At 69.0% G+C, this 13,364-nt stretch carries 12 protein-coding genes; 7 read left to right on the top strand and 5 right to left on the bottom strand.

The window, feature by feature from the left end:
• The first annotated feature begins 6 nt into the window (after positions 1-6).
• The 3 genes from ABIA33_RS28125 (at position 7) to ABIA33_RS28115 (ending at position 2,858) form a co-directional block, all read left to right on the top strand.
• Entirely contained in the window at positions 7-477 is a 471-nt protein-coding gene (locus ABIA33_RS28125) for a hypothetical protein (RefSeq protein ID WP_370085445.1), read from the top strand.
• Entirely contained in the window at positions 474-2,081 is a 1,608-nt protein-coding gene (locus ABIA33_RS28120; RefSeq protein ID WP_370085444.1) for a protein kinase, read from the top strand. The genes ABIA33_RS28125 and ABIA33_RS28120 overlap by 4 nt, the downstream gene beginning before the upstream one ends.
• A gap of 90 nt (positions 2,082-2,171) precedes the next feature.
• Positions 2,172-2,858 (top strand): hypothetical protein, encoded by a 687-nt coding sequence (locus ABIA33_RS28115; RefSeq protein ID WP_370085443.1) that lies wholly within the window; start codon positions 2,172-2,174, stop codon positions 2,856-2,858.
• A gap of 95 nt (positions 2,859-2,953) precedes the next feature.
• On the opposite strand, the gene ABIA33_RS28110 is transcribed toward ABIA33_RS28115, so the two are convergent.
• From ABIA33_RS28110 to ABIA33_RS28100, 3 genes are all read right to left on the bottom strand, one after another.
• Complete coding sequence (locus ABIA33_RS28110; RefSeq protein ID WP_370085442.1) at positions 2,954-3,502, bottom strand: YbjN domain-containing protein; 549 nt, start codon at positions 3,500-3,502, stop codon at positions 2,954-2,956.
• A gap of 70 nt (positions 3,503-3,572) precedes the next feature.
• Positions 3,573-6,197: an ATP-dependent chaperone ClpB gene (clpB, locus tag ABIA33_RS28105; RefSeq protein ID WP_370085441.1), complete on the bottom strand. Its 2,625-nt coding sequence runs from the start codon at positions 6,195-6,197 to the stop codon at positions 3,573-3,575.
• 156 nt (positions 6,198-6,353) lie between these two features.
• On the bottom strand, positions 6,354-6,848 hold the full coding sequence (locus ABIA33_RS28100) for an LURP-one-related/scramblase family protein (protein ID WP_370085440.1): 495 nt from the start codon (positions 6,846-6,848) through the stop codon (positions 6,354-6,356).
• 236 nt (positions 6,849-7,084) lie between these two features.
• Between ABIA33_RS28100 and ABIA33_RS28095 the strand changes: the two genes are divergently transcribed.
• Positions 7,085-9,997: a penicillin acylase family protein gene (locus tag ABIA33_RS28095; RefSeq protein WP_370085439.1), complete on the top strand. Its 2,913-nt coding sequence runs from the start codon at positions 7,085-7,087 to the stop codon at positions 9,995-9,997.
• 152 nt (positions 9,998-10,149) lie between these two features.
• Positions 10,150-10,509: a UBP-type zinc finger domain-containing protein gene (locus ABIA33_RS28090; protein WP_370085438.1), complete on the top strand. Its 360-nt coding sequence runs from the start codon at positions 10,150-10,152 to the stop codon at positions 10,507-10,509.
• A gap of 186 nt (positions 10,510-10,695) precedes the next feature.
• Here ABIA33_RS28090 and ABIA33_RS28085 read toward each other — a convergent pair whose 3' ends face one another.
• Together ABIA33_RS28085 and ABIA33_RS28080 are read right to left on the bottom strand one after the other, a co-directional pair.
• On the bottom strand, positions 10,696-10,971 hold the full coding sequence (locus tag ABIA33_RS28085) for a DUF3892 domain-containing protein (protein WP_370085437.1): 276 nt from the start codon (positions 10,969-10,971) through the stop codon (positions 10,696-10,698).
• A gap of 52 nt (positions 10,972-11,023) precedes the next feature.
• Positions 11,024-11,188: a hypothetical protein gene (locus tag ABIA33_RS28080; RefSeq protein WP_370085436.1), complete on the bottom strand. Its 165-nt coding sequence runs from the start codon at positions 11,186-11,188 to the stop codon at positions 11,024-11,026.
• Between the two features lie 154 nt (positions 11,189-11,342).
• Between ABIA33_RS28080 and ABIA33_RS28075 the strand changes: the two genes are divergently transcribed.
• Both ABIA33_RS28075 and ABIA33_RS28070 read left to right on the top strand, forming a co-directional pair.
• Positions 11,343-11,714, top strand: coding sequence for a helix-turn-helix domain-containing protein (locus ABIA33_RS28075; RefSeq protein WP_370085435.1), 372 nt, complete (start codon positions 11,343-11,345; stop codon positions 11,712-11,714).
• 9 nt (positions 11,715-11,723) lie between these two features.
• Positions 11,724-12,272, top strand: a complete 549-nt coding sequence (locus ABIA33_RS28070; protein WP_370085434.1) for an ImmA/IrrE family metallo-endopeptidase — start codon at positions 11,724-11,726, stop codon at positions 12,270-12,272.
• Positions 12,273-13,364 lie beyond the last annotated feature (1,092 nt).

Here is a 13,364-nt window from a genome sequence, read left to right as displayed (position 1 = left end):
TGCGCCATGTTCGGCACCGGCCCGATACCGCCGCCGCCTCCCGCCCTGGGCAGGCGGGTGGCGACCCTGCTCCTGCGCGCCTTCTTCACCGTCGTTCCGCTGGCGACGATCGGCATCCTCGCCTGGGTGCCGATGCTGCGGCTGGCGATCGGGCGCGGCCGGTTCCGGGACTGGATCTGGTTCGGCGTGGTGGCGGTGCTGTCCACCGGGAGCTTCGTGCTGGTCGGGAGCGCAGCGGAGGACAGCGCCTGGCAGAACACCGGCGGGTTCGTGCTCGTCTCGGACGCCGTCTTCGCCTGCGTCTACTTCCTGGTCTCCGATCTACGGCGGCAGGACGAACGCCGGGTACAGCAGCACCTCCCGTACCCGCCGTACGGCGCCTACCCGCCGCCGGCCGCACCCGCCGGCCGCATCGTGCAGGTCAGGGCGGAGCTCGACGAGCTGAGCGCCTACCTCCGCCGGCAGGAGGGGCGTTGAACGGGCGGATCATCGCCGAACGGTACGAGCTGGCGACGCTCGTCGGGCAGGGCGGCATGGGCCAGGTGTGGACGGCCTTCGACCGCCACCTGCACCGGCGGGTGGCCGTCAAGCTGCTCCGTCCCGACCGGACGGCGCGGCCGGAGGACTCCGACGAGCTGCGCCGCCGCTTCGCCCGCGAGTCCCGGGTCACCGCCCAGGTCGACCATCCGGGACTGGTCACGGTGCACGACGCGGGCGGCGACGGCGACGACCTCTACCTGGTGATGCAGTACGTCGACGGCGCCGACCTGGCCGACCATCTGGCCGAGCACGACCCGTACCCCTGGCCGTGGGCGGTCGCGGTGGCAGCGCAGCTGTGCTCGGTGCTGGCGGCGGTGCACGCGGTGCCGGTGGTGCACCGCGACCTCAAGCCGCGCAACCTGATGGTCCGCCCGGACGGCACGCTGGTCGTGCTCGACCTCGGCGTCGCCGCCGTGCTGGACAGTGACACCACCCGGCTCACCCGGAGCGGCGCGCCCATCGGCACCCCCGCATACATGGCGCCGGAGCAGGCGATGGGCGGCGCGGTCGGCCCGCGTACCGACCTCTACGCGCTCGGCGTGGTCCTGCACGAACTGCTCAGCGGCACCGTCCCGTTCGCTGGCGCCTCGGCCCTCGGCGTGCTGCACCGCCACCTCTACGAACCGCCGGTGCCGCTGCGCCAGGTCCGTCCCGAGGTGCCGGAGCCGCTGGAGGCGCTGGTGCTGCGGCTGCTCGCCAAGGACCCGTGGCACCGGCCGACCGACGCGCAGGAGGTCTACCGGGCGCTGGCCCCGCTGCTGCCGGTACCCGCCGCGGCACTCCCCGGCGGCGCCACCGGTCCCATGGACCCCACCCGGCCGTTCCTGCGCCCGTACGCGCCATGGCCCGACCGGCAGGCGTCCAACGGGCCGCCGCCGACCGGGCAGCCGCCGACCGGACAGGAGCCGACCAGCCCCCCGCCGACCGCGCAGGCACAGCCCGCCCCCCGCCCGGCCGCCCCCCGCCCGGCCGCCGCCCGGAGCACGAGCGTTGCCGCAGCCGTCGACGAGGTGAAACGACTCCTCGACGCGGGACGGCTCACCCAGGCGGTGGGCGTACTCGGCGACGTCCTGCCCGCCGCCACAGCCGAGCACGGCCCGCACTCCCCGGTCGTAGGCATGCTGCGCAAGCAGTACGCGGCGACGCTGATGGAGGACGGCCAGTTCCGGGCCGCCCTGCCGGAACTGCGCCGGCTGGCCGAGGACCGCGCCGCCGAAGCGGGCCCGACGGACCTCCAGGTCCTGCGCTTCCGCTTCGAGGCCGCGCAGTGCCTGGAGCAGCTCGGCGAGACGGTCCCGGCGCTAGCCGAGTACCGAGCCCTGCTGCCGTACGTCGAGCAGCAGGCCGCCGCGGACCCGGCACTTCCCCTGGAAGTCCGGCACCGGACAGGCCAGTTGCTGCTGAGAGCCGGCGATCGGACCGGAGCCCGCGAGGTCCTGCAACGGCTGCTGTTCGACGCGGAACGGCTGCACGGCCCGCAGCACCCGCTGGCCGCCGAGGCCCGGCGCGCGCTGGAGTGGCTGCGCCGAGTACACGCCTGAGCGCACGGCTGAGCACACGCCTGAGCACACGCCTGAGCCATCCTGTCTGCACACTGTCGCTGCTGTTGATCCACTGTGGAGGGGGAAACGATGATCTGGGTGATCGCCGGAGTGCTGGTCACCGTGGCGCCGTTGATCGTCTGGTGTATGACCGTGCGGACGCACCGGGTCGGCTGGGCGATCGGCGCGCTGCTTGTGCTCCTCGGCGCGGCCAAACTCGGCCTGTCCAACCATCTGGTCGAGGTCGAGCGCGGGCAGAACGATCTCATCGTGCTGGCCCTGCTGCTGCCGGTACTGGTGGTGCCGGCGGGCTGGCTGCTGGAGCGGCGGCTGGCCGGACCTCGGACCGTGGTGGACCCGCTGGAGGACCGCCGGGGCGCCGGCATCGCCGGGCTGGTCGGGTACGCCCTGGCCGCCTGCGCGGTATCGGTGTTCATGTGCATGGTCGGTGGCGATGCGGTCATCCCGTCGACCGACCAGTTGCTCCCGCTGCCCGCCGGACTCACCGTCGTCGACCGAAGCAGCGGGGGCTGCGGGTCGGACACCTGTTCCAGCGGGATCACGGTGACCGGCGACGCGGGGCTTACCCAGAACCAGATCGAGCAGCGACTGGGGCAGTACCTGGAGCAGCAGCACGGCTGGCACCTCGACGCAGACGGGCAGGACTGCCGCCCCGCAGGGTGGGTCATCGACCGTACCCAACTGTGCGTGTCGGTCGGGTCCACGCCCGGGAGCGGTCAGGCGTTCGTGGAGATCGCGGACAGCAGCAGCCGCTGACGGCGAGCAGCGCACCGGCGCTCGGCGGCGCTGGACGACGCAGGGGGCCGGTACACGTGACGCGTACCGGCCCCCTGCGGGGTTCCTGCCGCGGATCAGCTCTCGGCGGAGCCGTCCTCGCCTTCGCCTTCTTCGGTGTCGACGTCCTTGGCCAGGCCGAGGCGCTCGGCCAGCCACTGGTCGAAGGTGACCGCAGCCTGGGTCCAGTTCGCCGTCATCGCGACGAAGTAGTTGATGTTGACACCCATACCGACGATCATCTGCGACTCGCCGATGATCCGGACCACACCGTCGTCATGCGTGTGCGTGTACACCTTCGGCCACAGGGTCTCGCGGTTCCACTCGTCCAGGGCCTCGAGCAGCTCGGCCTTGTTCTCGATCGGGTGCGGCCGGTCGTAGAAGGCGCGGACCGCGAAGAGCTCCTTCTGGTCGCCACGGAACATGTAGTAGACGCGGAAGCCCTCCCAGGGGGCGAGCAGGTCGCCCTCCTCGTCCACGGCGTGCTTCAGCTCCATCTGGTCCAGCAGCTGCTTCACCAGTTCCTGGTCCGGGACGACCACCGGCGGCGGCCCGGCCTCGCCCGACGGCTGCGGCTGCTGCTGCGGCACCCCGAATGACGGGATGGAGGACGGGTCGATGCTCATATCTGGCCGAGTTCCCTTCGAGTGGACTTACCGTCTCCATCCTGCCTCATGCCCGCGCCCCGGCGAAGCCTCAGCCCTGCTTCTCCAGCGAGTGCGCGACGCGCTCCACCGGACGGACGGTGAGCCGGTCCGCTTCCTGGTCCGTGTCGACCTCGATGGCGTCGCCGTCGTGGACGTCCCCGGCCAGGATCGCCCGGGCCAGCTGGTCACCGATCGCGGACTGGACCAGGCGCCGCAGCGGGCGGGCGCCGTACGCCGGGTCGTAACCGGTCAGCGCGAGCCAGTCGCGGGCGGCCGGGGTGACCTCCAGGGTCAGCCGGCGGTCGGCGAGTCGCTTCCCGAGCGAGGCGACCTGCAGGTCCACGATCCGGGCGAGCTCCTCCGTGCCCAGCGGGTCGAAGACCACGATGTCGTCGAGCCGGTTCAGGAACTCCGGCTTGAAAGACGTGCGCACCGTCTCCAGCACGCGGGCCTTCTTGACGTCGTCGTCCAGCTCCGGGTCGGCCAGCCACTGCGAGCCCAGGTTGGAGGTGAGGATCAGGATGGTGTTGCGGAAGTCCACCGTCCGCCCCTGACCATCCGTCAGCCGACCGTCGTCCAGGACCTGCAGCAAGATGTCAAAGACCTCCGGGTGCGCCTTCTCCACCTCGTCCAGCAGCACCACACCGTACGGACGGCGCCGCACCGCCTCGGTGAGCTGGCCGCCCTCCTCGTAGCCCACATAGCCGGGAGGCGCGCCGACGAGCCGCGCCACCGAGTGCTTCTCCCCGTACTCGCTCATGTCGATCCGGACCATGGCCCGCTCGTCGTCGAAGAGAAAGTCCGCGAGCGCCTTCGCCAGTTCGGTCTTGCCGACGCCGGTCGGTCCCAGGAACAGGAAGGAGCCGGTGGGCCGGTCCGGGTCGGAGATGCCCGAGCGCGAGCGCCGGACCGCGTCCGACACCGTCTGCACCGCCGTGGCCTGACCGATCAGCCGGCGGCCGAGCTCCTGTTCCATCCGCAGCAGCTTCGCCGTCTCTCCCTCCAGCAGCCGGCCGGCCGGGATGCCGGTCCAGGATGCGACGACGTCGGCGACGTCGTCCGGACCGACCTCCTCCTTGACCATGGTCGCGGTGGTGGCCTCGGTACGGGCGGCGTCCTGCGCCTGGGCGAGCTCCTGCTCGGCGGCGGGGATCTCCGCGTACATCAGCCGGGAGGCGGTGGTGAAGTCGCCGTCGCGCTGGGCACGCTCGGCCTGGCCCCGCAGGTCGTCCAGGCGCTCCTTGAGCTCGCCGACCTTGTTCAGGGTCGACTTCTCCTGCTGCCACCGGGCGGTGAGACCGGCCAGCTGCTCCTGGCGGTCGGCCAGGTCGCGGCGCAGCCGTTGCAGACGCTCGACCGAGGCGGCGTCGGACTCCTTGGCGAGCGCCATCTCCTCCATCCGCAGCCGGTCGACCGCCCGCTGCAGCTCGTCGATCTCCACCGGGGAGGAGTCGATCTCCATGCGCAGCCGGGACGCCGCCTCGTCGACCAGGTCGATGGCCTTGTCGGGCAAGAAGCGGGAGGTGATGTAGCGGTTGGACAGGGTGGCCGCGGCGACCAGCGCGGCGTCCGAGATCTGCACCTTGTGGTGTGCCTCGTAGCGGCTCTTGAGGCCGCGCAGGATGGCGATGGAGTCCTCCACGGACGGCTCGCCGACCATGACCTGCTGGAACCGCCGCTCCAGCGCGGCGTCCTTCTCGATCCGCTCGCGGTACTCGTCCAGCGTGGTCGCGCCGACCATACGCAGCTCGCCGCGCGCCAGCATCGGCTTGAGCATGTTGCCCGCGTCCATCGCCGAGTCGCCGCCCGCACCCGCGCCGACGAGCGTGTGCAGCTCGTCGATGAAGGTGATGACCTGGCCCTCGCTCTGCTTGATGTCGGCGAGCACGGCCTTCAGCCGCTCCTCGAACTCACCGCGGTACTTGGCGCCGGCGACCATCGCGCTCAGGTCCAGGGAGACCAGGCGCTTGCCCCGCAGCGACTCGGGGACGTCACCGGCGACGATCCGCTGCGCCAGGCCCTCGACCACGGCGGTCTTGCCGACACCGGGCTCGCCGATCAGCACCGGGTTGTTCTTGGTGCGCCGGGACAGCACCTGGACGACCCGGCGGATCTCCTGGTCCCGGCCGATGACCGGGTCGAGCTTGCCGTCGCGGGCGGCCTGGGTGAGGTCGGCGCCGTACTTCTCCAGCGCCTTGTAGGTCCCCTCGGGGTCGGCGGAGGTCACCCTGGAGCTGCCCCGCACCTCCTTGAAGGCGGCCAGCAGCGACTTGGGCGTCGCACCCTCGGCCTTGAGCGCCTCGGCGACGGAGCCGCCCTCGGCGGCCAGGCCGACCAGCAGGTGCTCGGTGGAGACGAAGGCGTCGTCGAGTTCGGCGGCCCGAGCGGCGGCCTCGTTGAGGGTTGCCACGGTCTGCCGGGCCAGCTGCGGGGCGGACACCGTCGACCCCTGCGCGCTGGGCAGTGCTGCGTACAGGCGCTGGGCGGCGGCACCGAGCCTGCCCGGGTCGGCGCCGACGGCCTCCAGCAGCGGTCGGGCGATGCCTTCGGGCTGCTCCAGCAGTGCGAGCAGCATGTGCACCGGCGTCACATCCGGGTTGCCCGCGCTCGACGCCTGCCGGATCGCGGCCGACAGGGCTTCCTGTGCCTTGGTGGTGAGCTTGCTCGCGTCCACGCTTCCGTGTCCTCCTGATACTCGCCGTACTCGACCCTGGTGCTCGACTGTGCTGTGCTGCTGCCTACAGCATGACCTAAGTTGAGTCTATTCCACTCAAGGCTCCGCGAGGGCGGGTCTCAGGAGGCGTCTCCCAGAAGGCGGGTGGACCTGCGGTCAGCCCTCGTGTTCGTGCTCCAGTCGCTGCAGATGGTCCACGCACACCGCGACGCACAGCAGCAGCGAGACGTCCTGGCCGTCCTCGATGTCGATGCCATAGGCGTCCCTGATGCTGAACCACTTCCGGCTGATCCGTGCGACCCGGTGACCGCCGTCCTCGATGTCGAACTCGTGGTCGAGGATGTTGCCGTGCACCTCCAGCTCGCGCCCGTCAGCGAGATGGGCCTCGTACTTGTCGCGGAAGGGGGTGAACAGCTTCTTCTTCACCGTGGCGAGGGTCTCGCCGTCGCGCTCGATCTTCATCGCGTCACGGACGCTGACGAGCTTCTTCTTGATCACCGCGACCTTCACCCCGGACGGGTCCTTCAGCTCGAAGGTGTCCGAGATCCGCAGCACCTTCCCGTCCACCAGGAACGCCTTCTCGCCGTGCTCGGTGGTGATCCAGTGGTCGTCACCGATCGAGAACATCCGATCCCGCATCAGGAACTTCATTCCGCTTCGCCTCCGAGAGTCGTCCGTCGCGCTTCACCGACGGTGCTTCACCGACGGTGCCACACCGACAAGGACGCATTCCCCGCAGGGCAAGTTCCTATCACCCGTGCAGGGCTGCGTACGACGGTGAATTTCTTGAGGTGGACATGGAGACTTCTGAGTTGCCCGGCGGTAACGTGACAGTTCGTCATGTTCCTGTCGCCCGGAACGAGTCCACCCGTCTGGGAGGGTCAGCGATGCGCCGATCCCGTAGCACCTTCCGCCGTGGTCACCGGGCTTCCGGGGTCCTCGCCCTCGCAGCCGCGGCCGCGCTGATCGCTCCGGCCGCCATGAGCCCGGCGTCCGGCGCCGCTCCCGGCCAGGCGCCGGCGGCGGTCGCCGACTACTGCGGCGGCCAGTGTTCCGACATCCTGCCGCCGGGAGAGAACGGCAGCGAGACGCTGGCGCAGATCATCCTGTTCAAGCTGTTCGGTGCGCGGCCGTCCAACAACAACGACCAGTTGGCGCCGTACGCGAACCTGGTCACCTCGTACACCGGGCTGACCAACAGTCAGATCAACACCTTCTACAACAGTTCCGCGCTCGGGGTCCCGGCGAACCAGGTGCAGAGCACCGAGCAGCCCGAACCCGGCGTCACCATCACCCGCGACAGCAGCGGCATCCCGCACATCCACGGAGACACCCGCCCGGAGACCGAGTTCGGGGCCGGGTACGCCGGCGGCGAGGACCGGCTCTGGGTGATGGACCTGATGCGTCACCTCGGCCGCGCCGAGATGAGCTCCTTCGCCGGCGGCGCCCCGGCCAACCGGGCCCTGGAGCAGAACCTCTGGCAGACCGCCCCCTACACGGACGCGGATCTCCAGTCGCAGGTCACCGCGCTGGCGCTGGACGGCGCGCGCGGCGCCCAGGTGAAGAGCGACATCGACAGCTACCTGGGCGGCGTCAACGCCTACATCGCCCAGGTCCAGGCAGCGAACGACTTCCCCGGCGAGTACGACCTGACCGGCAAGCCGATCCAGCCGTTCACCGAGACGGACATGATCGCGATCGCCGGAGTCATCGGTGGCCTGTTCGGCAACGGCGGCGGGCAGGAGCTGCAGTCCGCCCTGGTCAAGGAGGCGGCCGAGGCGCAGTACGGCGTCGTCAAGGGTGACGCGGTCTGGTCCGCGCTGCGCGAGCAGAACGATCCCGAGACGACGCTGACCCTGCACGCCGGTCAGTCCTTCCCGTACGGCGAGCCCTCGGGAAGCCAGGCCGGCGCGGCGATGCCCGACTCGGGGTCGGTCAGCGCGGTCCACATCGTGCAGAACGCGACCGGGTCGGGAGCCGCGGCCGCGAAGTCGTCACTGGCAGCGCCCAAGGCCACGGCCGCCGCGCTGGCCCGTCTCGCGGCCAAGGTGCCCGCGCCGCTTCGCTCCAGGATCGGCGCCGTGAACGGGATGTTCGACAGCGGTGCGCTGCCGGGCGTCGACCTGCCCGCCCCCGGGCAGCAGCACCCCGGCATGTCCAACGCGCTGGTGGTCTCCGGGGCGAACAGCGCCTCCGGCCACCCGATCGCCGTCTTCGGTCCTCAGACCGGCTACTTCGCGCCGCAACTGCTCATGCTGGAGGAGATCGAGGGCCCAGGTCTGAGCGCGCGCGGCGTCTCCTTCGCCGGACTGAACTTCTACGTCGAGCTGGGCCGTGGGCCCGGCTACTCCTGGAGCGCGACCTCCGGGGAGCAGGACACCGCGGACACCTTCGCGGTGAAGCTGTGCAACGCCGACGGCAGTCCGGCGACGACCAGTTCGACGTCGTACCTGGACAACGGCGTCTGCACGCCGATGCAACAGCTGAAGCGGTCCGACGCGTGGAGTCCGACGGTCGCCGACGGTACCGCCGCCGGCTCCTACGACCTGGTGATGTACCGGACCCACTACGGCCTGGTCGACTACACGGCCACAGTCGGAGGAGTCCCGGTGGCCTACACCCTCCAGCGCTCGACATACCTGCACGAGGCGATCTCCGCCATCGGCTTCCAGATGTTCAACGACCCGAGCGTGATGTCGACCCCGGCCGGATTCCAGAGCGCGGCGGCCCAGGTCGGCTACGACTTCAACTGGTTCTACGTGAACTCCACCCAGACCGCGTACTTCGACTCCGGCCTGAACCCGGTGCGCGCGGCCGGAACCGACCCGAACCTCCCGATCTGGGGCACCCCGGCAGACGAGTGGGTGGGCTGGGACCCGACCACCGGCACCTCCGCGGACACACCACCCTCGGCGCACCCGAACGCGACCGACCAGGACTACTTCGTCAGCTGGAACAACAAGCAGGCCCGCGACTACAGCGCCGCCGACGGCAACTTCAGCTACGGCCCGGTCCAGCGCGTCGACCTGCTCGACCAGGGGATCAAGGCCTACCTCGGCACCGGTGCGAAGTTCACCCGGGCCGCACTGGTCCAGGTGATGGAGCGGGCGGCGGTCACCGATCTGCGCGGTAAGGAGGTCCTGCCGCTGCTGCTCCAGGTGATCAACAGTGCCCCGGTCACCGATCCCACCCAGCAGGCCCTGGTCGCCGAGCTCACCGGCTGGCTGAAGGACGGCGTCACCATCACGCCCACCTCGCCCGGAGCCACCTCGTTCCAGGACTCCGCTGCGATCCAGCTGTTCGACGCCTGGTGGCCGCTGCTGGTGCAGGCCGAGTTCGGACCCGGGATGGGCAACAACCTGTTCACCTCGCTCGTCAACGCCATGCCGGTCAACGACTCGCCCTCGGGCGGGCAGCAGATCAGCACCACCGGTACCGCCGCGTCGTCCAACCAGGCGCAGCCGCACAAGGGTTCGGCGTTCCAGTACGGCTGGTGGGGCTACGTCAGCAAGGACCTGCGGACGGCCCTGGGGCAGCCCGGGCAGGACCCGCTCCCGGTGGCGTACTGCGGCAGCGGGAGCCTGTCGGCATGCCGCACCGCACTGCTCGGCTCGCTGTCGTCCGCCGCGGCGCAGTCGGCCGCGACGGTCTACCCGAGCGACGCGTCGTGCTCGGCCGGCGACCAGTGGTGTGCGGACAGCATCATCCAGGATCCGCTCGGCGGCATCACCGACCCCCAGACGACGTGGCAGAACCGCCCGACCTACCAGCAGGTCGTCGAATTCCCGTCAGCTCCCTGATGAATCCTGCCGGTCGAGGGGCATTCCGGGCTGCCCGGGGTGCCCCTCCTCGCGCCAAGGCCCCGTCGGTCATCCGGGGATTCTCCCTCCTTTCGGTCGTATACGTGATAGATAGGAGCGTCGCCGTTCCCGTCCTGTGAAGGAAGCGCGCCATGACGAACAGCCAGATCCCCGGTATCGACACCACCGTCGCACCGAGCAGCGAAGGCTGCGTCGACTGCCTGGCCGGCCAGGGACCGGGCTGGTGGCTCCACCTCCGCCGCTGCGCGGCCTGCGGGCACATCGGCTGCTGCGACTCCTCCCCCTCGCAGCACGCGTCCGGTCACGCCCGCAAGGCGGGACACCCCTTCCTGACGAGTTTTGAGCCCGGGGAGGACTGGTTCTGGAACACCGACACAGAGCAGTTCTACGACGGCCCGCACCTCCCGTCCCCGCAGTCGCGCCCGCTCACCCAGCCCTCCCCCGGACCGGCCGGCAAAGTACCGGCCGACTGGCAACGGCACCTGCACTGAGCCGGCCGGACCGAGCCACCCGGGGGCCGGGTGAACCTCCCCCGGAATGCCGGCGCAACCCGATGCGGTTGGATGTAGGCATGGCTTCACGTGCACGAGTACGCGCCCCCGAACTGGTCGGCAAGGGCGGATGGATCAACACCGGTGGCAGCACGACGCTGGTCCAACCGTGTTGCCAAGGGCGATCTAGAAGCGTGGCAATGCGAGCAGGTTGTCCGTCCAGACGCCATCCGAGTAAGTGCGGAGGTAGGGAGGTAAGGCGTTGACGACGCCGACCGGCACCGAAGACGCGCCATTGCGCACATGAGCTACATGGTCGCCGCCCCCCTTCAGCCAGGCCACCATGTCGGCTGTGGTGATTTCCGTGGCATTCCCGCCGTTGGAGTTCTGCCATCGGACGCGGGCGATGTGCTCGTGCTTCGTACCGCCGACGAGGTGTACTGCGGTGATGTAGATCATCATGATCTCCTGTGTGCGACGGAGGTGGGCCAGGGGGACCTGGCCCACCGGCTTACTAGCGCTCGCGCCGGACACCCTTGAAGGGCGAGCCGTCGGCCTTCCCGTCCATGAACTGGCCGTTCGAGGCGCGCTTGGTCCAGATCCGAGTGAGAGGGTTCTTGGTCTGGCTACGCCCCTTGACGCTGCCGCGCCGGAACCCCTTGCCCGTGTTGGTCGCCATCGGTTTCCTGCCTTCCGCTCTGAGATGATCAGGTTGACCATCGCCACTTGCTAGATCGACATCAGTACCGATCTCGCAATCAGGGTACGAGGGCTAGTTTGACTTATGCAAGTGATTCCTGTTGTGCAAGACTGGTAGGCGAAGGGAGGAGATCATGAGCGAGCGGAACGCAGCAGGTCGCTTTGATGCAGTCGCGTTTCACGCGGCCCTGGAACGCACCCGTCAAGATCGAGGTCTCCTGTGGAAGCACGTTGCAGATCAAGCTGGGGTCAGCGCATCCACGCTCACTCGGCTTGCACAGGGGCGCAGGCCAGACGTCGATGGGCTAGCAGCCCTCGTCGCATGGGCACATCTCAGCGCGGACGATTTTGTGCGTCGCACCGAGGAGCCGGGAGCGCCGGACACGCTTACCAAGGTGGCGACTCACCTTCGCGGTGACCGGAACCTAACCCCTGAAGCCGCTGAGGCGCTCGAAGCGCTGATCGCGGTTGCGTATAAGCAGTTGGCGAAGGATCGTCCGGAGTAGGGGAACCGCATGGCGCTGCGTCACGGCTTCAAGGCCGAGGCCAATCGACTTGCTGTCCAAGTACGCAAGGAGCTGGGCATAGCTCCCGCGGATCCGCTCTCTCCTGCGCGCCTTGCGGAGCACTTGTTGATTCCCATCAAGACCTTCAGCTCGGCGATAGCCGAGGAACCTCGCGTCGCCGTACTGCTTGGTTCCGAGAAGGAAGCCGTTAGCGCCCTGACCGTTCACCTGGGGTCACGTCGGGTGATCTGGGTGAACGACTCTCACGAGCCGGCCCGGCAGAATAGTTCGGTCGACCACGAGGCTGCTCATGCGCTGCTCCAGCACCCTCCTGGACCGGCACTCGACGTGCGCGGCTGCCGCCACTGGGACGGCGAAGTCGAGGAAGAGGCCAATTGGTTGGCTGGCAGTCTCTTGATCACCAACGAGGCTGCGTGGTCGATCGCGCGGCGGAAGGTGACCAGAGACTCCGCGATGTTCCAATACGGCGTCAGCGAGCAGATGCTCACGTGGCGGCTCAACGTCAGCGGTGCCTTGACGCGAAAGCGGTCTGCGTGACGGCGCTGGTCATGCCCAATGCGGTCGCGCTCGATCCCAAACCAGTTGGGGCACAGTGAAGTCCGCCTCACTGACCGCGTAGGTGTGGAACAATGCCTTCGTCGCTTGGCTGAGCCCGGTTCTCGCCGGGTCTGGTCTACTGCTGTCTAGCGCGATCTTCTGTTACCTCTCCGATGGAACCACTGCATCCACTGAGAAGCAGCACGAGGGAGGCAACATGGGATCTACCAAGAAGGCCCCTAAGGGCCACTGGATGAAGACCATTCGTTCGTTGTACTCCGACATTGCGTTGGATGTCTTCGGACATGTTCTCTTTGATCTTCTGTCGGGGACAGCAGTATCGGGCTGAGCTCAGCGGCACCGAATCTAGATCGTGCCATGCGTGCCCGTTCCGGACGAACCTCGCAGGCTCGCCATAGCATCGATTTCGACCAGCGGGCGCACTGGGGCAGCGACACGCCAATGGGACCGAGGCGCGTGACTCTCAGTCGAGGGCTGCCTCCCGGTGGAGAGATGGGTCTCAGGCGCGGCGATGAATACGCAGGCCACACCGTGCGGATCACCGACCTTGCTCCTAAAGCCGCTATTGCGCCCGTGAGGGGAACCGGGGTGTCGCTTCTTCGACTTCTGGGCCGACCTAGGACACCGGCCAAGACCGCTCCGCCGACGCGTGGCACCATGCGCCTGTGACCGAATCGCCATGGGATCAACTCACGCAGACTGAACGGGACCTCGTGATCTGCGCCGTCGAAGCTTGGAGCGTCCTGGCCTACGCCTGCGGCGACAGAGACGAGGACGGCAATCCCGTGGACCTCCCCGGCATCGTGCTCAACATGGTTGACCACGGCTGGGTTGAGATCCATCGAATTGAGCGCTGCATAGGGCCGGACGGAGAGGAGGGGTCAACCTTACGGCGCCCCGATCCCGTATGCCGAGATCCCGGCTGTTCTCGCGGACCCTCGAACGTGGGACGATCCAGAAGAGGGGGACACATGGATGGGCGCAGTCACCCTGTCGGCGACTGAGGCCGGCCGGGATCTGCTGCGCAAGTGAGGGCGTGCCCCGGGTGTGCCCCAACGGGCAGAGCCGAGC

The sequence above is a fragment of the Streptacidiphilus sp. MAP12-16 genome, assembly GCF_041262165.1.
In the GTDB taxonomy this organism is placed as follows: Bacteria; Actinomycetota; Actinomycetes; order Streptomycetales; family Streptomycetaceae; genus Streptacidiphilus.
Note: the sequence above shows the minus strand (reverse complement) of the source record. Positions and strands in the feature narration are given on the sequence as shown.

What these genes read in the sequence shown, in the direction of transcription:
- ABIA33_RS28075 (WP_370085435.1), top strand. Translation starts at nt 11,343, where the DNA reads ATGAGCGAGCGGAACGCAGCAGGTCGCTTTGATGCAGTCGCGTTTCAC.
- ABIA33_RS28115 (WP_370085443.1), top strand. Translation starts at nt 2,172, where the DNA reads ATGATCTGGGTGATCGCCGGAGTGCTGGTCACCGTGGCGCCGTTGATC.
- ABIA33_RS28100 (WP_370085440.1), bottom strand. Translation starts at nt 6,848, where the DNA reads ATGAAGTTCCTGATGCGGGATCGGATGTTCTCGATCGGTGACGACCAC.
- ABIA33_RS28080 (WP_370085436.1), bottom strand. Translation starts at nt 11,188, where the DNA reads ATGGCGACCAACACGGGCAAGGGGTTCCGGCGCGGCAGCGTCAAGGGG.
- ABIA33_RS28070 (WP_370085434.1), top strand. Translation starts at nt 11,724, where the DNA reads ATGGCGCTGCGTCACGGCTTCAAGGCCGAGGCCAATCGACTTGCTGTC.
- ABIA33_RS28090 (WP_370085438.1), top strand. Translation starts at nt 10,150, where the DNA reads ATGACGAACAGCCAGATCCCCGGTATCGACACCACCGTCGCACCGAGC.
- ABIA33_RS28095 (WP_370085439.1), top strand. Translation starts at nt 7,085, where the DNA reads ATGCGCCGATCCCGTAGCACCTTCCGCCGTGGTCACCGGGCTTCCGGG.
- ABIA33_RS28085 (WP_370085437.1), bottom strand. Translation starts at nt 10,971, where the DNA reads ATGATGATCTACATCACCGCAGTACACCTCGTCGGCGGTACGAAGCAC.
- ABIA33_RS28110 (WP_370085442.1), bottom strand. Translation starts at nt 3,502, where the DNA reads ATGAGCATCGACCCGTCCTCCATCCCGTCATTCGGGGTGCCGCAGCAG.
- ABIA33_RS28125 (WP_370085445.1), top strand. Translation starts at nt 7, where the DNA reads ATGTTCGGCACCGGCCCGATACCGCCGCCGCCTCCCGCCCTGGGCAGG.